This is a genomic window from Burkholderia sp. BCC1977 (assembly GCF_905339595.1).
In the GTDB taxonomy this organism is placed as follows: Bacteria; Pseudomonadota; Gammaproteobacteria; order Burkholderiales; family Burkholderiaceae; genus Burkholderia.
In genome coordinates this window covers 294768-318806 of the sequence record NZ_CAJPGQ010000002.1, presented here as the reverse complement: position 1 = coordinate 318806, position 24039 = coordinate 294768, and the positions used below count along the sequence as shown (strand labels likewise).

Sequence of the window (24039 nt, the reverse complement as noted above, 5' to 3'; positions counted from 1 at the left end):
CGTGCAGTTTCAAACCGGCCGGCAGTGTCAGCTGCCGGCCCTTGTCAACTGATTATCGAAAGGTTCTGACTCCATGAAGAAATTCCTGATCGCTACCGCCATCGGCGCGTTGTCCGCCACGATGCTGGTGTCGGCTCCGAGCGCGTTCGCCCAGGATACGGCGACGACTGCGAAGAAGACGGCCAAGCGCCCGGCGCCGGCCAAGCGCATCGTTCCGCGCAGCAAGAAGGCACAGGCACGTGCCGCGGCCAAGGTCGATCCGGTACCGGACGGCGCGGTCAAGTGGGCGTGCAAGGACGGCCTGTCGTTCGACCTCGCCGGCGACATGAAGCGCGACCAGCTGGTCACGGTTCACTGGGCGAAGAAGAACTACAAGCTGCCGCGTCAAGCCACGACGACGGGCGCCGACACGTTCTACGATCCGGCCGCGGGCTTCAAGCTGGTCGTGATCCCGAGCAAGGCGATGCTGTTCAGCGACGCGAACGGCGGCGAGCGTCTCGCCGACGAATGCGTGACGCCGGAAATGGCGCAAGGCGGCGCGGCGCCGACGCAATCGAACGAGCTGAAGCCGGCGACGAACTAAGCGCGCGTTTTTCCGCTCCCAGGCCCCTCGATGTCCGCCCCGGTCTCCAACGTCCGCCCCGCGCCGGATTCGGTACTCGTCGACATCGTCGACTACGTGCTGAACCCCGGCATCGACAGCGCGCTCGCGCTGGAGACGGCGCGTCATTGCCTGATCGACACGCTCGGATGCGGACTCGAGGCGCTGTCCTACCCTGCCTGCACCAAGCTGCTCGGCCCTGTCGTGCCCGGCACGATCGTGCCGAACGGCGCGAAGGTGCCCGGCACGTCCTTCCAGCTCGATCCCGTCCAGGCCGCTTTCGACATCGGCGCGATGATCCGCTGGCTGGACTTCAACGACACCTGGCTCGCCGCCGAATGGGGTCATCCGTCCGACAACCTCGGCGGGATCCTGGCGACGGCCGACTGGCTGTCCCGCACGGCCGTCGCGGCCGGCAGGCAGCCGCTTGCCATGCGCGACGTGCTCGTCGCGATGATCCAGGCCCACGAGATCCAGGGCTGCCTCGCACTCGAGAATTCGTTCAACGCGGTCGGGCTCGACCACGTGCTGCTCGTGAAGGTCGCATCGACGGCCGTCGTCGGCCGCCTGCTCGGGCTCACGCGCGACGAGCTGATCAACGCGGTATCCAACGCCTTCGTCGACGGTCAAGCGCTGCGCACCTACCGCCACGCGCCGAACACCGGTTCGCGCAAGTCTTGGGCGGCCGGCGATGCCACGTCCCGCGCGGTGCGCCTCGCGCTGATCGCGAAAACGGGTGAAATGGGCTACCCGTCGGCGCTCACCGCGAAAACCTGGGGCTTCTACGACGTGCTGTTCGACGGGCAGCCGTTCCGCTTCCAGCGCCCGTACGGCACATACGTGATGGAGAACGTGCTGTTCAAGATCGCGTTCCCCGCCGAATTCCACGCGCAGACGGCCGCCGAGGCCGCGCTGCAGCTGCACGCGCAGCTCGCCGCGGCGGGCCGCACGACCGACGAGATCCGCTGGATCACGATCCGCACGCACGCGGCCGCGATCCGCATCATCGACAAGCAAGGGCCGCTCGCCAATCCGGCTGACCGCGACCACTGCATCCAGTACATGGTCGCCGTGCCGCTGCTGTTCGGCCGGCTGACCGCGGCCGATTACGAAGATACGGTCGCCGCCGATCCGCGCATCGACGCGCTACGCGCGAAAACCGTGTGCGTCGAGGATCCGCAGTTCACGAAGGATTACCATGACCCGGCCCGGCGCTCGATCGCGAATGCGCTGACGATCGAATTCGCGGACGGGTCGACGCTTGCCGAAGTGGCGGTCGAATATCCGATCGGCCATCAGCGACGCCGTGCGGACGGCATCCCGCTCCTGGTCGACAAGTTCCGGACCAACCTTGCCCGCCGTTTCCCGGCAAAGCAGCAACAAGCGATTCTCGACGTGTCGCTGGACCAGGCAAAGCTCGAAGCGATGCCGGTCGATGAGTACGTCGATCTGTATGTGATATAGCCGTCAGATACAGGACTCTTTGTTTCCTAGCCTTAAACCCAGGAAAATCACCATGGCCCACAATCTCCACAAGACCCTCAAGGAATTCGACAGCGGTTCCGGCAAAGGCAAGTTCTACTCGCTGCCGCAGCTCGGCAAGGAACTGAAGACGAAGATCGAGCGCCTCCCGGTGTCGATCCGTATCGTGCTCGAGTCCGTGCTGCGCAACTACGACGGCAAGAAGATCACCGAAGAACACATCGAGCAGCTCGCGAACTGGAAGCCGACCGCGAAGCGCGTCGACGAGATTCCGTTCGTGGTGTCGCGCGTCGTGCTGCAGGACTTCACGGGTGTGCCGCTGCTCGCCGACATCGCGGCCATGCGCGGCGTCGCGGAGCGTTCGGGCAAGAATCCGAAGAAGATCGAGCCGCTGGTCCCGGTCGATCTCGTCGTCGACCATTCGGTCCAGATCGACTACTTCCGCCAGAAGGACGCGCTCGACCTGAACATGAAGCTGGAATTCCAGCGCAACAACGAGCGCTACCAGTTCATGAAGTGGGGCATGCAGGCGTTCGACACGTTCAAGGTCGTGCCGCCGGGCGTCGGCATCGTCCACCAGGTGAACCTCGAGTACCTCGCGCGCGGCGTCCACAAGAAGAAGGACGAAGACGGCACGGTCTTCTACCCGGACACCCTCGTCGGCACGGACAGCCACACGACGATGATCAACGGCATCGGCGTGGTCGGCTGGGGCGTGGGCGGCATCGAGGCTGAAGCCGGCATGCTCGGCCAGCCGGTGTACTTCCTGACGCCGGACGTCGTCGGCGTCGAGCTGAAGGGCAAGCTGCGCGAAGGCGTGACGGCCACCGACTTGGTGCTGACGATCACCGAAATGCTGCGCAAGGAGAAGGTCGTCGGCAAGTTCGTCGAATTCTTCGGCGCTGGCACGAAGTCGCTGTCGCTGCCGGACCGCGCGACGATCGGCAACATGGCGCCGGAATACGGCGCGACGATGGGCTTCTTCCCGGTCGACGAAAAGACGATCGACTACTTCGAAGGCACGGGCCGCACGAAGGCGGAAATCGCCGCATTCGAAAACTACTTCAAGGCGCAGAAGCTGTTCGGCATTCCGAAGGCCGGCGACATCGACTACACGAAGACGGTGACGCTCGACCTGGCGACGGTCGCCCCGTCGCTGGCCGGCCCGAAGCGCCCGCAGGACCGCATCGAGATCGGCAACGTCAAGTCGACATTCACCGACCTGTTCTCGAAGCCGGTCGCGGAAAACGGCTTCGCGAAGAAGGCGGACGACCTGGGTACGCAGTACACGACGAGCAACGGTGTCGACGTGAAGAACGGCGACGTGCTGATCGCCGCGATCACGTCGTGCACGAACACGTCGAACCCGAGCGTGCTGCTGGCCGCCGGCCTGCTCGCGAAGAAGGCCGTCGAAGCCGGCCTGACCGTCGCGCCGCACATCAAGACGTCGCTCGCGCCGGGATCGCGCATCGTCACCGAATACCTGACGAAGACGGGCCTGCTGCCCTACCTCGCGAAGCTCGGCTTCGAAGTCGCCGCCTACGGCTGCACGACCTGTATCGGCAACGCGGGCGACCTGACGCCGGAACTGAACGAAGCGATCACGAAGAACGACATCGTCGCGGCAGCCGTGCTGTCGGGCAACCGTAACTTCGAAGCGCGCATCCACCCGAACATCCGCGCGAACTTCCTCGCGTCGCCGCCGCTGGTCGTCGCCTACGCGATCGCCGGCAACATCACGCGCGACCTGATGACCGAGCCGGTCGGCAAGGGCAAGGGCGGCCGCGACATCTACCTCGGCGACATCTGGCCGACGAGCGACGAAATCCACGCACTGCTCAAGTTCGCGCTCGATCCGAAGAAGTTCGAGGACAACTACGCGAAGCTGACCAAGAAGGGCGACCTCTGGAGCAAGATCGAGGGCGAGACGGGCCAGGTCTACGACTGGCCGAAGTCGACCTACATCGCCGAGCCGCCGTTCTTCGGCAACGACTTCTCGATGGAGCCGGCCGCTTCGATCCCGACGGTCAAGGGCGCGCGCGCGCTGGGCATCTTCGGTGACTCGGTCACGACCGACCACATCAGCCCGGCAGGCTCGATCAAGGAAGACTCGCCGGCAGGCAAGTGGCTGAAGGAGAACGGCGTGCAGAAGGCCGACTTCAACAGTTACGGCTCGCGCCGCGGCAACCACGACGTGATGATGCGCGGCACGTTCGCGAACGTCCGGATCAAGAACCTGATGATCCCGGCGAAGGCGGACGGCACGCGCGTCGAAGGCGGCCTGACGATTCACCAGCCGAGCGGCGAACAGCAGTCGATCTACGACGCGGCCATGCAGTACGTCGCAGCCGACACGCCGACCGTCGTGTTCGCGGGCGAAGAGTACGGCACGGGCTCGTCGCGCGACTGGGCCGCGAAGGGCACGCAACTGCTCGGCGTGAAGGCCGTGATCGCACGCAGCTTCGAGCGGATCCACCGCTCGAACCTGGTCGGCATGGGCGTGCTGCCGCTGCAGTTCAAGGGCGCGGACAGCATCCAGTCGCTCGGCATCACCGGCGAAGAGACCTACGACATCGAAGGCCTCGGCGATGAGTTCAAGCCGCAGCAGGACGTCACGCTCGTGATCCACCGCAAGAACGGCGAAACGACCCGCGTGCCGGTGCTGCTGCGCATCGATACGCCGATCGAAGTCGACTACTACAAGCACGGCGGCATCCTGCCGTTCGTGCTGCGCTCGCTGCTCGCGGCGTAAGCGCGGCTTTTGCAGGTGCCGCAGCCGCCTCGCGGCGGTTGCGGCCGATTTGGATGCCCGACCTCGTGTCGGGCTTTTTTTCGTCCGTGGGCCGGCGGGCGTAGTCGCGACGACCGCACGGCGGCGCCCCGCTTTCGCTGGACGTCACCGGCCGGTATCCGGCTCGCGCGTCACGCCGCCTTGCTACTTCGTACCTTCGCGCCCGCGGAGGAACCCGATCGCGCGTTCTTCTTCAGATGCGTTCGGTTGTATTCGATCGCCGCGCGCACGAGGTTCTTCAACGCCCGCTTGTCGATCTTGTCGCCTTCGAAGAAATCGATCGCACGCCGCGCATTGCCATCGAGACCGTCGTTGAACAGCTGGTCGGGATCGGGCAATTTCGCGCCGTGCATGAACGTCAGCTTCACCTTGCCCTTGTGCGCGTTCGCGACCGCGATCATCCCGTCGCACGACCACACGGGGCTGCCCATCCATTTCCATTCCTCGACGATGCCGTCGGCGGCGGCGAGGATCGTCTCGCGCAGATCCGCGAACGTCTTGCCACGCCAGTCGGCGATTCCCGCGATCAGCGCGTCGATGCGGGCCGACGGCTCCAGCTCCGATGTGCTCATGTCCGGGCCTCCTGGACTTCATCGGGACGCGCCAGCACCTGTTCGAGCGACGCGAAGAACCGCGCCCACCCGTGCTGCGCGCCGCGGTATGCCTGCTCCTGATCCGTGCGGAAGCCGGCCTGCTCCATCCGCAACAGCGTGCCGCGCGGCGTCGGCGTGAGCGTCCAGGTGACGACGCTTTCGAGGCCATAGGCGGCCCAGCTATAGGACAACACGCGCTGCGGCTCGATCGTCAGCACCGTGCAGTCGACCGCCCCCCAATCCGCGCGGAAGCTGAACGCGCGGCCCGCGACAGGCTCGAAGTCGCTCTTCATCAGCCACGCCTCGATCAGGTGCGGTTGTGTGAGCGCGCGCCAGATCTTCTCCGGCGAATGCGACAGTTCCCGTTCGACGACGACGGTACGCGTTTCGGTAGTGGCCTGGTTCATTGATCCATCCTCTTGAGCAGATCTTCGAGAGCGTCGAACCGGTTCTGCCAGAAGCCGGCCATCTGGCTGGTCCAGTCGATCAGCGGGGTGAGCGCCTGCGGCTGCGCGCGGTAGTGCGTCTGCCGGCCTGCGTGACGGTCGCTCACGAGCCCGGCCTGCTTCAGTACGCCCAGATGCTTCGATACCGCCGGCTGCGACACGCCCGCATGGGCCGTCAGCGCGGCAACCGTCAGCTCGCCCTCCTCGCACAGCCGCTCGAAGAGCGCGCGGCGCGTGGGATCGGCAAGCGTCCTGAAAAGCATGTCGTGAGCGTTTTGCATGTCGTTCAAATTCATAACCCGTTGGTTATGGATTGAAGGATAGCCGCCGAACCGTACGCGTCAAGGCGGAATTTCGCGGGCGACGGCATTCGATCCCGCGGCGTGCCGGTTCGCCGGAGCGGGCCGAACGGCGGCGAACCGGCGTGCAAAGGCCATCGAGCGAGCGCCGAGCCGGCGCCGTCGCCCGAATTCGAGCCTTTCCTCTAATCCGCTCGCCCGCCCCGCGTATCGAAAGCACGCTGCAAGACTCGGCAACGCGCTGTTCCACAGTGCGGGAAGCGCTCGCGATCGACTGGCCCCGTTTTTGTGCATCCGCGCATCCGGACCTCGTCGCGCGGGCCCCGCGGCGACGCCTGACCACATAGTGCGACGCGCGACGCGTCCACGCCCGATCGCAGGCGACGCGCTCGTGCGGCGATTCACTCCGCCATCGCGCGTATTCCGATACCGCAACGAACGCGTCGTGCGTGCAAACGTCGTGGACCGCCGCGCGATCGTGCCGCGAACCGGTTCCGTTCGCCGTGACGCGCTGTTGCGCGCATGAACGGCCCGGTGCATGCACGCGAGCACGCCGATGTCAGAACTGACAGCTATGGAAACTGGCAGCTACCTGAACGGCACCGACGCCCTACGCTCGTCACCGCTCGCGGCCCCACAAGGGCCGGGGGTTCCACCCACGTCGTCTCTCCTAAAAAGGACTCCCGATGAAAAGGAACGCCTGGTTTGCCTTTCCCCTTCCGTCGCCCCGCCGCCTCGCGTGCGCGTGGCCGCTCGTGCTCGCCGCCGGCGCGGCGCATGCGACGACGGACTGGGTCGACACTCACACGAAAGCCTTTCTGACCGGCCCGCAATGGATGGCGCGCAGCGCCGCCCCGTCGCTCGAACTCGCGGCCGGCGAAACGACCGACATCGTCGTCAGCCTGAAGCTGCGCAACGCCGCGCAGCTCAAGCAGCTCGCGCACGACGTGAACCGGCCCGGCAACGCGCATTACCGCCAGTACCTGACGCACGCGCAGTTCCTCGCCAGCTACGCGCCGACCGAGGCCCAGGTGAAGTCGGTCGTCGACTATCTGCGCAAGAGCGGCTTCGTGAATATCGAGGTCGCGCCGAACCGGCTGCTGGTGTCCGCACGCGGCACGGCCGGCACGGTGAAGACCGCGTTCAACACGTCGCTCGTGCACTTCGAGTACGCCGGCCGCTCGGGCTTCGCGAACGCGTCGACCGCGCAGGTGCCGCATGCGCTCGGCGACGTCGTCGGCTCGGTGCTCGGGCTGCAGAACGTCGCACGCGCTCGGCCGATGCTGCGCATCGGCAACGTCGCGAAGCCGCAGGCGCTCGCGGCCGGCACGGCCACCGGCCATTATCCGAAGGAATTCCCGGGCCTCTACAACGCGACCGGCGTGCCGACCGCGGCCGGCGTGACCGTCGGCATCATCACGATCGGCGGCGTCGCGCAGACGCTGCAGGACCTGAAGCAGTTCACGTCGAGCAACGGCTACGGCACGGTCACGACCCAGACCGTCAAGACCAACGGCACCGGCACGACCGGCAGCTACAGCGACGACCAGGACGGCCAGGGCGAATGGGATCTCGACAGCCAGTCGATCGTCGGCTCGGCCGGCGGCCAGGTCGGCAAGCTCACGTTCTACATGGCGGACCTGAACGCCGCCGGCAACACGGGGCTCACGCAGGCGTTCAACCGCGCGGTGTCGGACAACACCGCGAAGGTGATCAACGTGTCGCTCGGCTGGTGCGAGACCGACGCCAACGCGGACGGCACGATCGACGCCGAAGAGCAGATCTTCACGACGGCTGCCGCGCAAGGCCAGACGTTCTCGGTGTCGTCGGGTGACGAAGGCGTGTACGAGTGCAACAACCGCGGCTATCCAGACGGCGCGAACTACACGGTGTCGTGGCCGGCCGCGTCGCCGCACGTGCTCGCGATCGGCGGCACGACGCTGTACACCACGTCGGCAGGCGGATTCTCGAACGAAACGGTGTGGAACGAAGGCCTCGACAGCAACGGCAAGCTGTGGGCGACGGGCGGCGGCGTCAGCACGGTGCTGCCGGCGCCGGCCTGGCAGTCCGGCAGCAATCGCCAGTTGCCCGACGTGTCGTTCGATGCCGCGCAAAGCACCGGTGCGTACATCTACAACTACGGCCAGCTGCAGCAGATCGGCGGCACGAGCCTCGCCGCGCCGATCTTCACCGGCTTCTGGGCGCGCCTGCTCGCGGCGAACGGCACCGGCCTCGGCTTCCCGGCGGGCAAGTTCTATGCGGACCTTCCGTCGAACCCGTCGCTCGTGCGCTACGACGTCGTGTCGGGGAACAACGGCTATCAGGGATATGGCTACAACGCAGGCACCGGCTGGGATCCGACGACCGGCTTCGGCAGCCTGAACATCGCGAATCTCAACAAGCTGATCCAGACGGGCGGGTTCTGAGTGTGATGCGAAGGCCGGCGCGCGGCAGTCGTTCGCCGCGCGCCGGACGACGAACGTTCGAACCGCGACCCTACTCCGTCGCCTGCTCCTTCGCCGGCGTCGACACGACCGGCGCGCCGGCCCGGTGCGACGGCGCGAAGAGCCGCAGCCCGCTCGCGACGCTCGCGGCGCCGGCAAACCCGGCCCCGAGCATCAACGCGAGCGTCGGCCCGTGACGTCCGGCGATCCCGAACGACAGCGCGACGAGCGCCGCGCCGGTCGCCTGTCCGATCAGCCGCGCGGTCGCGATGATTCCGCTCGCGCCGCCGCTGCGCTCGGGCGGCGCGCTCGACATCAGCGCCTTCAGGTTCGGCGACTGGAAAAAGCCGAAGCCCGCGCCGCACAGCATCATCCGCCAGCCGATGTCGAAGACGTTCGGCGCCGCGGGCAACGCGGCGAGCGACACCATCCCCGCGCTCAGCAGCGCCAGCCCGATCGCACCGAGCAATCCGGGCGGATAACGGTCGGACAACCGGCCCGCGATCGGCGCGGCGAGCGCGACGATCGCCGACCACGGCGTCATCAGGAAACCGGTCTCGACCGCACTGCGGTGCAGGACGGTTTCGAAGTAGAACGGCAGCGACACGAACGCGAGCCCCTGCGCGGCAAACGCGCACACGGCCGTCAGCGCGGACAGCGTGAACACGGGCCGGCGGAACAGGTCGACCGGCAGCATCGGCGCCGGATGCCCGGCCTGGCGACGGATCAGCAGCCAGCCGAACGCGAGCGCGACCGCGGCGGCCGCGAACACGATGGACAGCGGCCCGCGCTGCGCGAATTCGCCGAGCGCGAAGATCAGCGATGCGAACGTGATCACGTTGAACAGTGCGGCGAGCGGATCGAACGCATGCTTGCCGCGCGCCGTCTGCGGCAGCGACGGAATCGCCACGGCAAGCGCGAGCACGCCGAGCGGCACGTTTACCGCGAACAGCCACGGCCATGCGGCCACCGACAGGATCAGCGACGCGATCGTCGGCCCCACCGCGAACGACACGCCGACGACGAGCGCGTTGAAGCCGACGCCGCGCCCGAGCCGGTGCGCGGGAAACAGGTTGCGGATCAGCGCGACGTTCACGCTCATGATCGCGCTCGCGCCGAAGCCCTGCACGATCCGCGCCGCCGTCAGCTGCGGCAGCGTCGCCGCGAGCGAGCAGCCGAGCGACGCGAGCGTGAACACCGCGAGGCCCGCGACATACACGCGCTTGTGCCCGACGATGTCGCCGAGCGACGCGAACGGCAGCAGCGTCGCGACCATCGCGAGCTGGTAGGCGTTGATGATCCACACCGACGCGGCCGGCGACGCGTGCAGGTCGGCGGCGATCGCGGGCAGCGCGGTGTTCGCGATGGCCGTATCGAGCGTCGCGAGCGCGACGGCCAGCAGCACGGCGGACATCGCGCGCCAGTTGACGGCCGGCTCCCGGGTGCCGGCGGGGGATGCGAATTCGGACAAGATGAAGCTCGGCTGACGAGCGACGCGCGGCGTCGCGGATTGAGCGGCGCGGCACCGGGCGCTCCGTGCGTGCGACAGCAACGGAACGCGCGGCACCGCGAGCCGTATTGTTGCAGAGCCGCATCGAACGTGCAGGCAACTGCGTCGTCAGTCAGCGAAACGAAAGCTTCGGTGCGCCGCGTCGGGTGCGCGGCATCGTTGAGGACGCAACGATCGGTGGCCCGGGGGTTTGCCGAACGACGCGCGTCCTGGCGCCGTCACGACACCGCACGTCGCGCGTTACGTCCGCGCAGCCATTCGAGCGCGAGCAGCAGGCTCGTCGAAAAGATGATCAGGATCGTCGCGAGCGCGGCGATTGTCGGGCTGATGTTCTCGCGGATCCCGGTGAACATCTGGCGCGGCAGCGTCGTCTGGTCCGCGCCCGCGAGGAACAGCGTGACGACGACTTCGTCGAACGACGTCGCGAATGCAAACAGCGCACCCGACATCACGCCCGGCGCGATCACCGGCAGCGTCACGCGGAAGAACGTCGTGACGGGGTTCGCGCCGAGCGACAGGCTCGCACGCACCAGGTTCTGGTTGAAGCCCTGCAGCGTCGCGGCCACCGTCGTCACGACGAACGGCACGCCGAGCGCCGCGTGCGCGGCGATCAGCCCCGTGTAGGTGTTCGCGAGCCCGAGCGGCGCGAAGAACAGGTACATGCCGACGCCGACCACGACGACCGGCACGATCATCGGCGACAGCAGCACGGCCATCAGGAGCCCCTTGCCGCGGAAATCCGCCTTCGTCAGGCCGATCGCGGCGAGCGTGCCGAGCACGGTCGCGACGACGGTCGCCGACGGCGCGACGATGAAGCTGTTCTTCGCGGCCATCCGCCACTCGTCCGACGCGATCAGGTGCTCGTACCAGCGCGTCGAGAAGCCCGGGATCGGATAGACGAGGAACGTGCTCGACGAAAACGACAGCGGCACGATCGCGAGCACCGGCAGGATCAGGTACAGCAGCGTCAGCACGACGAGCACGCGCAACGCGACGTACCACGCGCGCTCGACGAACGACATGTGCGGCGCGAACAGCGGCCTGGCGAGTTTCATGGTCGGCTTCCCCTTCCCGTTTCCCTGTGCCCGGCGCTCAGCCGAGGCTCACGTTGGTGCGCGTGAAGCGCCCGTACACCGCATACAGCACCAGCGTCGCCGCGAGCAGCAGCCCGCCGAGCGCGCACGCCATGCCCCAGTTGATCGTCACGTTCGTGAAGTACGCGACGTAGTAGCTGACCATCTGGTCGTTCGGCCCGCCGAGCAGCGCGGGCGTGATGTAGTAGCCGATCGCGAGGATGAACACGAGCAGCGCGCCGGCGCCGACGCCCGGATAGGTCTGCGGCACGTACACGCGCCAGAACGCGGCGAACGGATGGCTGCCGAGCGACACGGCCGCGCGCTGGTAGGTCGGCGGGATCGACTTCATCACGCTGTACAGCGGCAGGATCATGAACGGCAGCAGGATGTGCGTCATCGAGATATACACGCCGACGCGGTTGAACAGCAGCGTCAGCGGATGCGAGATCAGCCCGGCGCCGATCAGCGCCGTGTTGATCAGCCCCTCGCTCTGCAGCAGCACGATCCACGCGGCGACGCGCACCAGCACCGAGGTCCAGAACGGAATCAGCACGAGGATCATCACGAGGTTCGCGCGGCGCTCCGACAGCGTCGAGATCCAGTACGCGAGCGGATAGCCGAGCAGCAGCGCGAACAGCGTGACCGCGACGCCGATCACGAACGTGCGGCCGAAGATCGCCAGATAGATCGACTGGTCGGGATCGGCCCGCACGATCTGGCCGAAGCCGTCCTGCTTGTGGTCGAGCGCGGCGAGCAGGTAGAACGGCGACACCTGGCTGCCGTTCTTCGCGATCGACTGCCAGTACGCAACGTCGCCCCAGCGCGCGTCGAGGTCGATCAGCTTCGCGCGCGTTTGCGCGGGCGTCAGCGGCGCATCGCCCGCGCCCTCCTCGCCCTTCAGCGGCATTGCGCGCGCCGTCTTCGCGACGAGCGAGCGGTAGCCGGGAATCTCGGTGTTCAGGCGCCGCGCGAGCGCGCCCATCGCCTCGCTGTCGGCGACCTTCGTCATGTCGGCCGCGAGCGCGACATACGCGGCATCGGCCGGCGGTGTCTTGCGGTCCCAGCCCGACAGCGCGGCCACCGTGTTCGGCAGCGCGGTCGCGATCTCCGGGTTCTGCACCGCGCGCGTGAGCAGCGTGCCGATCGGCACGACGAAGATGAGCATCAGGAAAATCGCGAGCGGCGCGATCAGCAGCAACGCCATCGTGCGCTTGCGGGCCTCGGCGGCCTTCAGTTCGCGCTTGAGCGCGGCTGTCGACGGCGAGGAAGGAGCGATCGTCATCGTGTTCAACGGTTCTCTCCGGCCGGGCTCGATCCGGCGGAATGCCGCGCGACGCGTTCCATGCGCCGCGCGGCAGGTTGCATCAGGACACCTGTCCGGTTACTTCGTCGCCCACGCGGCGAAGCGCTGCTCGAGCTCGTCGCTGTGGTCGGTCCAGAAGCCGATGTCCTCCAGCACCGCGTTCTTGCCGTTGGCCGGCGAGTTCGGCAGGTTCGCGAGCGTCTTCGCGTCGAGCGACTTGATCGCCGCGACGTTCGCGGGGCCGTACGCGATGTGCTGCGCATACCCTTGCTGCGGCTTCGGCGTCAGCGTGTACGCGATGTACTGCTCGGCCAGCGCCTTGTTCGGCGAGCCCTTCGGAATCGCCCAGTAGTCGAGGTCGTAGATGCTGCCGTTCCACACGACCTTCAGGTTCTTGCCTTCCTTCTGCGCGGCATCGATGCGGCCGTTGTACGCGGTCGACATCACGACGTCGCCGGCCACGAGGAACTGCGGCGGCTGCGCACCCGCTTCCCACCACTGAATGTACGGCTTCAATTCGTCGAGCTTCTTGAACGCGCGATCCTGGCCGGCCTTCGTGCCGAGCACCTTGTACACGTCCTTGGTCGCGACGCCGTCGGCCATCAGCGCGAACTCGAGGTTGTAGCGCGCGCCCTTGCGCATGCCGCGCTTGCCGGGGAATTTCTTCACGTTCCAGAAATCGGCCCAGCCGGTCGGCGCGGTCTTCAGCTTGTCCGCGTTGTACGACAGCGCGGTCGACCACACGAAGAAGCCGACGCCGCACACCTGCGGCGATTCCGGAATCAGGTCGGACTTCTTCGCGATCTTCGACCAGTCGAGCTTCTCGTAAAGCCCCTCGTCGCAGCCACGGTTCAGGTCGCCCGATTCGACCTCGACCACGTCCCAGTTGACGTGCTTGGCCTCGACCATCGCCTTCACTTTCGCCTGCTCGCCGTTGTATTCGACGGCCGTGACCTTGTTGCCGGTCGCCTTCTCGAACGGCTGGTTGAAGGCGGCCTTCTGCGCGTCGCCGTTCGCGCCGCCGAAGTTGACGACCGTGAGTTCGGCCGCCGTGGCCGATGCGCCGACGACGGCGAGCGCCAGTGCGAGCGCGGTACGACGCGCGGTAGAGCTTGCTCCGTTCATGGTGGTTCCTCTCCTCTCGTGGTGGAAGTGGGCAGTTGTTGTTGACGACGTGCTGCGGAAACTCGTGGAAAAGATGGATCAGGCGAACACGCGCAGGTGCTCGGGCGCGAATGCGAGCGATACCGGCGCGCCGGGCGAGAACGCGTCGAGCGCGCCCGTGCCGAGCGGCACCTTCACGAAGCATTCGTCCTGGCCCGGCAGCGCACAGCGCATGCGCACGTGATCGCCGAAATAGATGAGGCTGCGCGCCTCGCCGGTCACGCGGTTGGCGGTGCCGCCGTTCATGTGCCCGTTCGCGAGGCTCATGCGTTCGGGACGGATGCACGCGACGGCCGGCGCGCCTTCGGCCACGTCGCCGATGCGGCGCCCGACGAGCTGCGTGCCGTCGTCCAGCCGGAATTCGCAGAATTCGCCGTCGACGCGCGCGATGGTGCCGCGCAGCCGGTTGCTGTCGCCGATGAAGTTCGCGACGAATTCGTTGCACGGCGATTCGTACAGGCGGTCGACGGTATCGAGCTGCTGCACGATGCCCTTGTCGAACACGGCCACCCGATCGGACATCGTCAGCGCCTCGCCCTGGTCGTGCGTCACGTACACGAAGGTCACGCCGAGCTTCTCGTGCAGCGCCTTCAGTTCGTACTGCATGTGTTCGCGCAACTGCTTGTCGAGCGCGCCGAGCGGCTCGTCCATCAGCACGAGCTTCGGCTCGAACACGAGGGCACGCGCGAGCGCGATACGCTGCTGCTGGCCGCCCGACAACTGCGCCGGATAGCGCTTCGCGAAGCGCTCCATCTGCACCATCTTCAGCGCATGCGCGACGCGCTCCGCGCGCTCGGCGGCCGCCAGCTTGCGCACCGTCAGCGGATACGCGACGTTCTGCTCGACCGTCAGGTGCGGAAACAGCGCGTAGTTCTGGAACACCATGCCGATGTTGCGCTTGTGCGGCGGCACGGTGTTCAGCAGTTCGCCGTCGAGACGGATCTCGCCGCCCGTCGGGAACTCGAAGCCCGCCAGCATCATCAGGCAGGTGGTCTTGCCCGAGCCGGACGGCCCGAGCAGCGTCAGGAATTCCCCTCGGTGGATGTCGAGGTCGAGCGATTTGACGACCAGCGTCTCCCCGTCGTAGGTCTTCCGCACGCCGCGAAAGCTGACGATCACATCATCGGACTTCATCGTGGCTGTCCCCTTGCTGCGCGACAAACGTTTTTGAGATGCAAACCACTATACGGTGCGTACGGTTCTATACTAGGGAACCATTTCAATATTCCAAGTAGAACCACTTTGGATACCGTGATTCTCGCCGACTGGCTCTCCGCCCGACTCGACCGCAGCTCGTCCGAGCCGATGTACCGGCAACTGCTGCAACAGATGCAGCAGGCCATCCTCACCGGGGAATTGGGGCCAGGAACAAAGCTGCCGAGTTCGCGCACGCTGGCGGCCGACCTGTCGATCGCACGCAATACCGTGCTGCATGTGTACGATCAGTTGACCGCCGAAGGCTATGTTCTGACGACGACCGGCAGCGGTACCTACGTGGCCGACACGCGCCCGGACGCCGCCGCGATTCGCGTGCCGGGCGCCGCGCCGCCGCCGTCCGGTGTCGGTGCGGCGCCGCAGCAGGACGCCCAGGGCGGCCTGTCGATGCGCGGCCGGCAGTTGATCGAGCACGCGGGCGTGTCGCGGCGCCAGTGGGGCGCGTTCATGCCGGGCGTGCCGGACGTATCGGAATTCCCGAGCCGCACCTGGAGCCGCCTGCAGGCGCGGCTGTGGAAGGAAGCGAATCCCGAGTTGCTGACCTATGCGCCGGGCGGCGGCTACCGGCCGCTGCGCCGCGCGCTCGCCGACTACCTGCGCGTCGCGCGCTCGGTCAAATGCTCGCCGGACCAGGTGATCATCACGACCGGCATCCACCAGTCGATCGATCTCGCGGTGCGGCTGCTGTCCGACATCGGCGATCGCGCGTGGGTCGAGGAGCCGTGCTACTGGGGCGTGCGCAGCGTGCTGCAGGCGACCGGCCTCGCGCTCACGCCGGTGCCGGTCGACCAGGAAGGCATCGATCCGAGCGCGAGCGACATGCAGCATCCGCCGCGGCTCGTGCTCGTCACGCCGTCGCACCAGTATCCGCTCGGGATGGTGATGAGCCTCGCGCGGCGCCGGATGCTGCTCGAGTACGCACGCCAGCACCGCTGCTGGATCATCGAGGACGACTACGACAGCGAATTCCGCTACGGCAGCCGCCCGCTCGCGTCGCTGCAGGGGCTCGACGACGGCGGCCGCGTGATCTACGTCGGCAGCCTCGGCAAGATGCTGTTCCCGGGCCTGCGGATGGGCTACATGGTCGTGCCCGAGCATCTGGTCGACACGTTCCGCACCGGGCTGTCGGAGCTGTATCGCGAGGGCCAGCTGATGCAGCAGGCCGTGCTCGCCGAATTCATCATGGACGGGCACCTGACTTCGCACGTCAGGCGGATGCGCACGCTGTACGGCGAGCGCCGGCAATTGCTGATCGATGCGATCCATGCGCGCTTCGGCGACGCGCTGCCCGTGATGGGCGACGAGGCCGGCCTGCATCTGGTGCTCGGCCTGCCCGACACGTGCGACGATCGCGCGGTCACGCAAAGCGCATTCGACGCGGGCGTGATCGTGCGTCCGCTGACCAGCTACTACAGCAGCCTGGACACCGCGCGGCGCGGGCTGCTGCTCGGCTATGCGTGCGTCGCGCACGAAGGCATCGGCCCCGCGTTCGACACGCTCGCGGCAACCATCGAACAGCATCTGCCGCGGCACTTCACGCGCGCGGCATGAGCGTGCGCGTGATCGCGTGCGTGCTTGCCTGCATTACTGCGCGGCCGTCGCGCCGCGGTCGAGCGACGCCGCGCGCACCGCTTCGCCGGGCTTCGTGAACGTGCGTTGCCGCAGCGCGGCGATCTGCGCGTCGCGATCCTGCGGCGACAATCCGGCCGTGTCGATCTGCGCGCGCTGCGCCGCATAGTCGGCGTAGCGGCTCTGCCACGACGCATCGTCCTGCTGCATCTGCGCGACGCGCGCGGCGGCTTCGGGGCCGAGCGTCTGCGTCAGTTGCGCGCGCATCGAATCTGGCGTCGCCCCGCTCTTCTGCAACTGCGCGATCTGGTCGATCGCGGCCCGCTGCCGGTCGGCCTTCTGCTGTGCCACGCGTTCGTCGGCCGGCATCTGCTGCACGAGCGCCGCGAGCCGCTCCGCCTTCTGCGCATCCGTCAGCGTGCGGTCCTGCGCAATCTTCAGCCGCGCGAGATCGTAGCGCTGCCGCCACTGCTCGGCGCCGAAGAACGGCTGGCTCCAGTCGCCGAGCGTCCGGTACGCGATCGACGCGCGCTGGTCCAGCGCGAGCTGCAGCGCGCCGAGATCGGACTTGTCGACCGCCCCCGCCTCCGGCAGCTTCGCGAGCGCGTCGAGATACGCGCGGTATCGATGCCAGACGTCGAGCGCCTCGGGCTGTGCCACCGTGCCGTCGAGCTGGGCGGCGATCTCGCGCACGACGAGCGCATCGAGCGCGGCCGCGCTCAGTTCGCTCTGCGCGGTCAGGCAGTAGTCGAAGAAATCGCGCACCGCGCGCGACTTCGCGAGATGACCGCCGGCATCGAGCGGCAGCCGCGGCGCACTGGAACCGGCGAGCGGCGGCGGCAGGCCCGCGCTCGCCGGCAACGCCGCCTGCGGCGGCACGGCGCTCGCGCCGCCGAGCGCCGCCGCGTCGGCCGACGTGCGCGCCGCGTCGGCGCCGCGATGCGATACCGCACCGCTCCAGATCGCGACGCCGGCGATCGCCGCCAGCCCCACCGCGCCGTAGACCGCCACGCGCCGCGCGAGCGGCGCGCGTCCTTCACGTGCCGTCATCGATCACACGCCCGCGAGCTGCAGCCGGTTCGCATGCGTGCGGATCACAGCGACCGGATCTTCCGCATGGGCACCACGCACGCCGAGCAACTGGTTGACCTCGTCGAGATGGTTCCACTTGTAGCTCGTGCCCAGCACCTTCCCGTACAGCGCGCTGCACTTCGACACGAGCCCGTCGTTCTGGCCCAAGCCGCGATTGATCATCACCGTGCCGGTGCCGAACAACGCCAGCGTCGACGGGTCGAGCGCGTTCGCCGGGTCGATCAGCGGAAGCGTGCTGGTGTCCGTCGTGCCCGTGACGCCGAATGCGGAAATGGTCGGCTGGATCGCCGTGCCGGCCCACGAATACAGCAGGTGCGTATTGCCGCCGACGGTCTCCGTCGGCGCCCCCGTCTGGCAACTGCCCGGCGCGCCGAGGCCCGCACTCGGATAGTTCTGGTTGTACGTGGCGGCCTGGGCAGTCGTCAGCGTCTTCAGTGCGGCGAGCGCGTCCTGGTTCGTGTTGTTGCTGCTGCTCGTCAGGATGCCGAATACATTGACGAACGCGGCGATCACCGACGACGACAGTCCGGTCGGATCGTAGGCGAGCACGCCCTGCACGAAATCGGCGAACTCCGAGCCGCGATGCGGCGTGCCGATTGTCGTCACCGACGCGACGAGATCGGGCGCGACGGCCGCGACATAGCGCGACGTGAGGCCGCCCTGGCTGTGGCCGACCAGGTTCACCCTGGTCGCGCCGGTCGCGGCAAGCACCGTCTTCACGTAAGCGAGCAGCTGTTCGCCGCGCCCGTTCGGCCCGTCGTCGCTCTGGAACCCCGACAGGTTCGCGACGTAGACGGTCGCACCGTGCTGCTGCAGGTCCTCCTGGATGCCGTACCAGTACTCGAGCACGCCCGCGTACTTGTCGGTACCGGTGAGCCCGTGCACCAGGATGATCGGATAACGCGTCGCCGCGTAGTTGTCCGCCGGCGCGGTTGCCGCCACCGCCGCGTGCGCCGTCGCGAGCGTCATCACCGCGGTCGTCCCCGCGAATGGCGCGACGCTCATCGCGCAAGCCACTGCCCCTGCCACCACCCTGGAACGCATCGATCTGGCCATGCTTGTTCTCCTGATTATTGTGCTGCCGGTACGAATGAGATCGGATCGACGCGCACGACAAGCCGCGAACGGTCGCGGGCAGCGTGTGCGTCGAATGCGGGAGTGAATCACGAGTCGCGAACGTTTGCGCCCTGACTAGATACGGTTCTCTAATCGGTTGACTCGCCCCGCCCGTTCGGGCGGGGGCTGCGTTCACACGCGCGCATGCTGCATCGCACACGCGTGCCGCGCGTTACAGCTTCGCGCTCACGCGCACCCATGCCGTGCGCCCCGGCTCCATCACCGGCGCGTTCGCCGGATAGCCGAAGCCCGCGTTGCCGGCGAGGTTCAGGTGCTCGGTGTAGGCCTTGTCCAGCAGGTTGTCGACGCCGATCGAGACCTGCACCTTCTTGCTGACGTTGTACTGCGCGTGCAGCGACAGCACGCCGAATCCCGCGCTCGGACCGAAGTCCTTGCCGACCACGTTGCCCTCGTTCAGCGCATAGCGATGCTGCGGCGCAACGACCCGCCACAACCCGCCGGCCGACCATGCACCGCGCGTGTACTCGAGCCCGAAACGCGCCTCGAGCGGCGGCATCTGCGGCAGCGGATCGCCGCTCGTCGCGTTGCGCCCCCACGCATAGGCGAGCGAGGTCTCGACGCGCAGCGGCGCGACCGGCCGCCACGACACGCCGGCTTCGCCGCCCATGATCTGCGCGTTGACGTTGGTCGCCTGGGTGGTCGGGCCCATCATTCCGGCCGCGTAGTTGAACAGGATGTAGTCCTGCACATATCCCGCGTAGGCCGACACCCATGCATCGAACCGGTCGCCCTTGTACTGCGCGCCGATGTCGAGCTGCGTGGTCTTCTCCGGCTGCACCGCCGAGAATGCGTTGATCGACCCGGCCGGCCCGCGCTTCGCGGAGAACAACTCCCAGTAATCGGGATAGCGTTCCGCGTGGCCGATCCCCGCGTACCACGTGACCGGCAGCGACACGAGATCGCGTTCGTAGCGCACGAAGCCGCTCGGCAGCACGCGCGCGCGATCGTCGTCGAAGGTCGGATTCGGCTTGCTCGCCATCATCCCGCGCGTCGTCGCGCGCTTGTCGCGCGCGCTCGCGTAGTCGACCCGCGCGCCGCCGATCACGCGCGACGCATCGCTCGCATACCACGTCAGCTCGCCGAACGCGCCCGCGTTCCACATCGTCGCCTGCGCATCCCACGGCTGGTCGCCGTAGTTCTGCCGCCCCATCGCCGAGCGCGCGTCGAGCCGGTTCGACTGCGCGTCGACGCCGGTCACGAGCTTGAAGTCGTCGCCGAAACGGAAGGTCGCCGCCGCCCGCGCGCCGAGCGTGCGGCGCCGCACCTCGAACGCCATCCGCATCGGCATGCTGCTGGTCGGGTCGGGCTGCCGCAACGTATAGTTGTCCATCACGTGGTCGGCTTCGTTGTAGTACACGCGCGCCTCGATCCGGTCGAGCACGTCGCCGAGATGCCGCTTGTCGAACGACAGGCCGAACGTCTCGCGGCGGAAATGCGCGCCGTCCATCCCGCGCCCCGCGTAGCGCGCATAACCGTCACCGGTGCCCGCCGTCAGCTCGACGCGCGTGTGATCGTCGGGCGTCCAGCCGAGCGCCGCGTCCGCGTTCCACTTGTCCCATTGCGACGGCACGGTGTTGCCGTTGCCGTCCTTGTAGTCCTGCGCATGCGCGTGATTCGCGGTCACGCGGCCGTAGACGTCCGGCGTGCCGGCCGTCACGTCGACGTTCTGGTCGTTGCGGCCGAACGATCCGCCGACCACGCTGCCGTCGAAACGCATGCCGGGGCGCTCGAAACGCGGCGTCACGCGTTCGAACAGCACGGTGCCGGCCGATGCGCCGGGGCCGTACAGCACGGTCTGCGGGCCCTTCACGACCGTCACCTTGTCATAGCTTTCCGGCGCGATATACGAGGTCGGCGCATCCATCCGGTTCGGGCACGCGCCGAGCGTCGGCATCCCGTTCGCGAGAATGTTCAGCCGCGAACCGAACATCCCGCGCAGCACGGGGTCGCCGTTCGTCCCGCCGCTGCGGATCGACGTGAAGCCGGGAATCGTCTTCAGGTAGTCCGCGCCGTCGCTCGCCGGCAGCGGCTGGCGCGGCGTCTTCGGATCCGTGACGACGACGAGCGGCGTCGTCAGCGGCGCTGCGACGACTTCGACGGGCGGCAGCAGCACGGCCGCGTCGTCCGTCGGCGCACCGGCCGCACGCGCGGATTCGGTCGCGGCCGCCGCGGTCATCGCGCCGACGGCCAGCGCGGGAACGGTGAGTTTCAGCATGCGCGGCACGTGCCGCACGCGGGAATGGCGCGCCGCCCTCGGCGCGCGCAAGGAAAGAATGGTCATGATCGAAAGCCCGAGTGACGCCCTCCACGCGGCCTCGACGGGCCGCACGGATATCGGCGATGAAAAAAGCGGAAGACAGCGCGTCAGGCGCGCTCGGGCGGTGCGCGTGGATACGCGCGCGGATAGCGGTCGGCGCGCGCCGCGACGGCGTGCGGCGCGGCGGCGGAAACAGTGTGGGCGGGGACGAAGGCGAACGATGCGGCGGCCGCGCCGCCGATCGCGGGACTGTGCGCGAAGAAGCCGCAATAGCCGCACGCATCGAGATGCAGCGCGTGATCGTGCGCGTGGCCTGCATCGGGCGAACGGTGCGCGCCATGCTCGGCACTGCAGACGATCGCATCGGGGGTGGCCGCCTGCGCGATGCGCCACTGCGACACCAGCGGCGCCGCGATCGCGAGCCAGATCGCGAACACGCCGAGCCAGGCGGTCAGGTGACGATGTCGGTGCAGCATGCGCGGCGGTGCGTAAGCGGAATGTAAAAGCAGCCGAGATGTTACAGAATGTTGGCCGCGAAGGCCAGTCGCGCATCGCGGTAAACGAACCGGGGGCGCATGGTTGTCAATACAACCATGCGCCCCCGGCTGCTGCGCGGCGTCAGCACGCGGCGATCACGGCGCCATGCGTCGCAGCACGCCGTCGCGCCGGATGAAGTGGTGGTAAAGCGCGGCCAGCGCATGCAGGCCGATCACGAAGTAGAACGCGTTGCCGATCAGCTCGTGCGCTTCCTTGATCGTCGGCCGCAGCGCCTTGTCGGGGCCGAACAGCGTGAACGACACGCCGATCCAGTCGAGCGACACGGGCTTGCCGCCCAGGTTGACCATCATGATGCCGAGCAGCGGCTGCCCGATGATGAACGCATACAGCGCGACATGCGCGAGCTTCGACAGCCACTTGAGCAGCGCCGCCTGCGGAATTGGGTCCGGCACGCGGCTGATCATCCGCCACAGCACGCGCAGCACCGACAGCACGAGCACGAACGAGCCGGCCAGCAGGTGCACGTTCATCCAGAACACGCGACTGTCGCTGCCTTTCGGTCCGCGAATCTCGATGGCCAGGTAGGCCAGCGCCACCAGCAGGAAGATGACCCAGTGGAAGAAGATCGCAGGCGAGCTGTAGCGCGTCTGTTTCGCGAGGATGTTTTTCATGCTTCGTCTCGTATTGCTCGTGGGTATGCGGGGCAGGCACATGCCGCGGCTGGCCGGTGCCCGGCGGCTGCCCCGATTGTAGCCTCACGTGCAGCCGGCGTTGCTCGACCGGATCAAATATCCGAAGAATCCGCGCAGCCCCGCCTCGCGGCCCGCCATATGGAAAATCCGCATCGCGCGCGCCCGCGGCTGTGGCACGATGAAGTTTTGGTGCAGCGTTGCACGGGCATCATGAGCAAAGCGTTCTTCGTTGCGGCCTACCGGCTGATCGCCGCGTTGCTCGCCGTGTCCACCACGCTGCACAGCGTCGCCGACTACTGGGGCATGCCTGCCTTTCATCTCGGCAACTACCTCAGCTACTTCACCCAACTGAGCAGCCTGTATGCCGCGGCCATGCTGGTCGCGGGGCTGTCGCGCGTCACGCGCCCCGGCTCGGTCCGCTACGAATCGATGCGCGGCGCCGCCGTGCTCTATGTGCTGATCACCGCGATCGTCTACGAACTGCTGCTCGCACGGCTCGATGCGCTGCGCCACATCACGCCGGCCCTCAACAACTGGGTCCTGCACCGGATCGTGCCGCTCGTGGTGCTGTGCGACTGGCTGTACGTGGAGCCGCGCTCGCCGATCCCGTGGCGCAGCGCGTTCGCGTGGCTCGGCTTCCCGGTCGTCTATCTCGGCTATACGCTCGTGCGCGGCGCGCTGGAGAACTGGTATCCCTACCCGTTCGTCGATCCGCGGCCGCACGGCTACCTGCCGGTCGCGATCCACTGTTCGCTGATCGCGCTCGGCGCGGCGGGACTCGCGCTGGGCATCCGCTGGCTCGGCAATCATGCGCGGCAATCCGGCACCGCGACGCTCGGGGAAAGATGAAGGCGGGAACGTGTACGCCGCCGCGCGGCGCACACGTCGTGACACGGCGCGTCAGCCGCCGTTGCGCGGCAGGAAGTTCATCGGATCGACGACCTTGCCGTTCTGCCGGACTTCGAACTCGAACGTCGCGCGGCCGCTCGCGTCGGTGCCCATCTCGGCGACCGGCTGGCCCGCGCGCACCGCGTCGCCTTCGTTGACGAGCAGCCTGCCGTTGTGCCCGTAGGCCGTGATGAGCCCGTTGTCGTGCTTCAGGATCACGAGCGGGCCATACGCCTTGACTCCGGATCCGGCGTAGACCACCCGCCCGTTGGCCGCGGCCCGCACCGAACGGTCGGGCCCCGACGCGGCGATCACGATGCCGCGCGTCTTGCCGGCCGAAAACGGCGCCGCGACGATGCCCGTGGCCGGCCATGCCAGCGAACCGGGTTGCGCGGCCGCCGCGGACGGCTGCCCGAGCGACGTCGCGGCAGGCGGCGGCGCGACGCGCAGCACCTGGCCGGGCGACACGGCGTCATTCGGCGACATGTGGTTCCAGCTGGCCACGTCCTGCACGCGCTGCCCGTATGCGGCGGCGACGCCGGCGAGCGTGTCGCCCGGATTCACGCGGTAATAGCCGGCGATCACGCCCGGCGTGGCGACCGACGCCGGCGTCGACGGCCGTACCGGCTGCCAGCTGTCGGTCCACGGCGTCATCGTACAGCCCGTCAGTGCGGCGGCCGCGGCGACGAACGCCGCCTGCGGCAACCAGCGCGCCAGCGCATCGTGGATCGGAATCGTTTTTCTCAAGGGTCCTCCCGGATTTGCGTCGTTGCGCCGCCCACCGCCCTCCGGCGCGCGACGCACGATGTCCGGCCGGACGGCCGGACCAACCAGTATCCGACCGCTCTCGCGGCCGTCAGTTTCCACAGCGGAACGTCGACGCGAACAGGCTCACCGGCCCCTTTTTCGCGTCATTCCGATCGTCAAAGATACCATTTGTCGTGGTCAGGCCTGCGACAGACGCCCAGGCCGGCAACAATCT

General features: G+C 67.8%; 20 protein-coding genes. 6 read left to right on the top strand and 14 right to left on the bottom strand.

Features of this window, described 5'->3' with window-relative positions; all coding sequences use genetic code 11:
- Positions 1-73: 73 nt before the first annotated feature.
- Genes U5771_RS03375 through acnA form a run of 3 tightly spaced genes read left to right on the top strand, consistent with a single transcriptional unit; the run spans position 74 to position 4835 of the window.
- Positions 74-583 carry a hypothetical protein gene (locus tag U5771_RS03375; protein ID WP_322022651.1) on the top strand — a complete coding sequence of 170 codons (510 nt, stop codon included), beginning with the start codon at positions 74-76 and terminating at the stop codon, positions 581-583.
- Between the two features lie 30 nt (positions 584-613).
- Positions 614-2065 (top strand): bifunctional 2-methylcitrate dehydratase/aconitate hydratase, encoded by a 1452-nt coding sequence (locus U5771_RS03370; protein ID WP_322022650.1) that lies wholly within the window; start codon positions 614-616, stop codon positions 2063-2065.
- Between the two features lie 52 nt (positions 2066-2117).
- Positions 2118-4835, top strand: a complete 2718-nt coding sequence (acnA, locus tag U5771_RS03365; RefSeq protein WP_322022649.1) for an aconitate hydratase AcnA — start codon at positions 2118-2120, stop codon at positions 4833-4835.
- A 170-nt stretch (positions 4836-5005) separates the two neighbouring features.
- Here the strand turns inward: acnA and U5771_RS03360 are convergent, their stop codons facing one another.
- Genes U5771_RS03360 through U5771_RS03350 form a run of 3 tightly spaced genes read right to left on the bottom strand, consistent with a single transcriptional unit; the run spans position 5006 to position 6194 of the window.
- Positions 5006-5446: a DUF1801 domain-containing protein gene (locus U5771_RS03360; RefSeq protein WP_322022648.1), complete on the bottom strand. Its 441-nt coding sequence runs from the start codon at positions 5444-5446 to the stop codon at positions 5006-5008.
- On the bottom strand, positions 5443-5874 hold the full coding sequence (locus U5771_RS03355) for an SRPBCC domain-containing protein (RefSeq protein ID WP_322022647.1): 432 nt from the start codon (positions 5872-5874) through the stop codon (positions 5443-5445). Before U5771_RS03355 ends, U5771_RS03360 begins: the two co-directional genes overlap by 4 nt.
- The gene (locus U5771_RS03350; protein ID WP_322022646.1) at positions 5871-6194 is read right to left on the bottom strand and encodes a metalloregulator ArsR/SmtB family transcription factor; all 324 of its coding nucleotides are present in this window, start codon (positions 6192-6194) and stop codon (positions 5871-5873) included. The genes U5771_RS03355 and U5771_RS03350 overlap by 4 nt, the downstream gene beginning before the upstream one ends.
- Positions 6195-6898: 704 nt before the next feature.
- On the opposite strand from U5771_RS03350, the gene U5771_RS03345 reads away from it, so the two are divergent.
- Positions 6899-8638: a S53 family peptidase gene (locus U5771_RS03345; protein WP_322022645.1), complete on the top strand. Its 1740-nt coding sequence runs from the start codon at positions 6899-6901 to the stop codon at positions 8636-8638.
- A gap of 70 nt (positions 8639-8708) precedes the next feature.
- Here U5771_RS03345 and U5771_RS03340 read toward each other — a convergent pair whose 3' ends face one another.
- The 5 genes from U5771_RS03340 to U5771_RS03320 all read right to left on the bottom strand — a co-directional run bounded on the left by U5771_RS03340 (position 8709) and on the right by U5771_RS03320 (position 14843).
- Positions 8709-10127, bottom strand: coding sequence for an MFS transporter (locus U5771_RS03340; RefSeq protein ID WP_322022644.1), 1419 nt, complete (start codon positions 10125-10127; stop codon positions 8709-8711).
- 257 nt (positions 10128-10384) lie between these two features.
- Positions 10385-11221 (bottom strand): ABC transporter permease, encoded by an 837-nt coding sequence (locus U5771_RS03335; protein ID WP_322022643.1) that lies wholly within the window; start codon positions 11219-11221, stop codon positions 10385-10387.
- Positions 11222-11258: 37 nt separating this feature from the next.
- Positions 11259-12524: an ABC transporter permease gene (locus U5771_RS03330; RefSeq protein ID WP_322022709.1), complete on the bottom strand. Its 1266-nt coding sequence runs from the start codon at positions 12522-12524 to the stop codon at positions 11259-11261.
- 99 nt (positions 12525-12623) lie between these two features.
- Positions 12624-13670, bottom strand: coding sequence for an ABC transporter substrate-binding protein (locus U5771_RS03325; protein WP_124611791.1), 1047 nt, complete (start codon positions 13668-13670; stop codon positions 12624-12626).
- A gap of 78 nt (positions 13671-13748) precedes the next feature.
- A complete protein-coding gene (locus U5771_RS03320; protein WP_322022642.1) occupies positions 13749-14843 on the bottom strand; it encodes an ABC transporter ATP-binding protein in 1095 nt (364 codons plus the stop codon).
- A 108-nt stretch (positions 14844-14951) separates the two neighbouring features.
- On the opposite strand from U5771_RS03320, the gene U5771_RS03315 reads away from it, so the two are divergent.
- On the top strand, positions 14952-16475 hold the full coding sequence (locus U5771_RS03315) for a PLP-dependent aminotransferase family protein (protein ID WP_322022641.1): 1524 nt from the start codon (positions 14952-14954) through the stop codon (positions 16473-16475).
- Between the two features lie 33 nt (positions 16476-16508).
- On the opposite strand, the gene U5771_RS03310 is transcribed toward U5771_RS03315, so the two are convergent.
- From U5771_RS03310 to U5771_RS03290, 5 genes are all read right to left on the bottom strand, one after another.
- Positions 16509-17543 (bottom strand): lipase secretion chaperone, encoded by a 1035-nt coding sequence (locus U5771_RS03310; protein ID WP_322022640.1) that lies wholly within the window; start codon positions 17541-17543, stop codon positions 16509-16511.
- Between the two features lie 3 nt (positions 17544-17546).
- On the bottom strand, positions 17547-18641 hold the full coding sequence (locus U5771_RS03305; RefSeq protein WP_322022639.1) for a triacylglycerol lipase: 1095 nt from the start codon (positions 18639-18641) through the stop codon (positions 17547-17549).
- 232 nt (positions 18642-18873) lie between these two features.
- A complete protein-coding gene (locus U5771_RS03300) occupies positions 18874-21003 on the bottom strand; it encodes a TonB-dependent copper receptor (protein ID WP_322022638.1) in 2130 nt (709 codons plus the stop codon).
- Between the two features lie 83 nt (positions 21004-21086).
- Entirely contained in the window at positions 21087-21455 is a 369-nt protein-coding gene (locus U5771_RS03295) for a DUF2946 domain-containing protein (RefSeq protein ID WP_322022637.1), read from the bottom strand.
- Positions 21456-21611: 156 nt separating this feature from the next.
- A complete protein-coding gene (locus U5771_RS03290; RefSeq protein ID WP_322022636.1) occupies positions 21612-22148 on the bottom strand; it encodes a cytochrome b in 537 nt (178 codons plus the stop codon).
- 231 nt (positions 22149-22379) lie between these two features.
- Between U5771_RS03290 and U5771_RS03285 the strand changes: the two genes are divergently transcribed.
- On the top strand, positions 22380-23018 hold the full coding sequence (locus U5771_RS03285; protein WP_322022635.1) for a Pr6Pr family membrane protein: 639 nt from the start codon (positions 22380-22382) through the stop codon (positions 23016-23018).
- A 51-nt stretch (positions 23019-23069) separates the two neighbouring features.
- Here the strand turns inward: U5771_RS03285 and U5771_RS03280 are convergent, their stop codons facing one another.
- Positions 23070-23804 carry a peptidoglycan DD-metalloendopeptidase family protein gene (locus tag U5771_RS03280; RefSeq protein ID WP_322022634.1) on the bottom strand — a complete coding sequence of 245 codons (735 nt, stop codon included), beginning with the start codon at positions 23802-23804 and terminating at the stop codon, positions 23070-23072.
- Positions 23805-24039 lie beyond the last annotated feature (235 nt).

Coding starts and splice junctions, on each gene's coding strand:
- U5771_RS03355 (WP_322022647.1), bottom strand. CDS start 5,874: ATGAACCAGGCCACTACCGAAACGCGTACCGTCGTCGTCGAACGGGAA.
- U5771_RS03360 (WP_322022648.1), bottom strand. CDS start 5,446: ATGAGCACATCGGAGCTGGAGCCGTCGGCCCGCATCGACGCGCTGATC.
- U5771_RS03325 (WP_124611791.1), bottom strand. CDS start 13,670: ATGAACGGAGCAAGCTCTACCGCGCGTCGTACCGCGCTCGCACTGGCG.
- U5771_RS03310 (WP_322022640.1), bottom strand. CDS start 17,543: ATGACGGCACGTGAAGGACGCGCGCCGCTCGCGCGGCGCGTGGCGGTC.
- U5771_RS03320 (WP_322022642.1), bottom strand. CDS start 14,843: ATGAAGTCCGATGATGTGATCGTCAGCTTTCGCGGCGTGCGGAAGACC.
- U5771_RS03285 (WP_322022635.1), top strand. CDS start 22,380: ATGAGCAAAGCGTTCTTCGTTGCGGCCTACCGGCTGATCGCCGCGTTG.
- acnA (WP_322022649.1), top strand. CDS start 2,118: ATGGCCCACAATCTCCACAAGACCCTCAAGGAATTCGACAGCGGTTCC.
- U5771_RS03290 (WP_322022636.1), bottom strand. CDS start 22,148: ATGAAAAACATCCTCGCGAAACAGACGCGCTACAGCTCGCCTGCGATC.
- U5771_RS03345 (WP_322022645.1), top strand. CDS start 6,899: ATGAAAAGGAACGCCTGGTTTGCCTTTCCCCTTCCGTCGCCCCGCCGC.
- U5771_RS03295 (WP_322022637.1), bottom strand. CDS start 21,455: ATGCTGCACCGACATCGTCACCTGACCGCCTGGCTCGGCGTGTTCGCG.
- U5771_RS03305 (WP_322022639.1), bottom strand. CDS start 18,641: ATGGCCAGATCGATGCGTTCCAGGGTGGTGGCAGGGGCAGTGGCTTGC.
- U5771_RS03375 (WP_322022651.1), top strand. CDS start 74: ATGAAGAAATTCCTGATCGCTACCGCCATCGGCGCGTTGTCCGCCACG.
- U5771_RS03350 (WP_322022646.1), bottom strand. CDS start 6,194: ATGCAAAACGCTCACGACATGCTTTTCAGGACGCTTGCCGATCCCACG.
- U5771_RS03300 (WP_322022638.1), bottom strand. CDS start 21,003: ATGACCATTCTTTCCTTGCGCGCGCCGAGGGCGGCGCGCCATTCCCGC.
- U5771_RS03370 (WP_322022650.1), top strand. CDS start 614: ATGTCCGCCCCGGTCTCCAACGTCCGCCCCGCGCCGGATTCGGTACTC.
- U5771_RS03330 (WP_322022709.1), bottom strand. CDS start 12,524: ATGACGATCGCTCCTTCCTCGCCGTCGACAGCCGCGCTCAAGCGCGAA.
- U5771_RS03335 (WP_322022643.1), bottom strand. CDS start 11,221: ATGAAACTCGCCAGGCCGCTGTTCGCGCCGCACATGTCGTTCGTCGAG.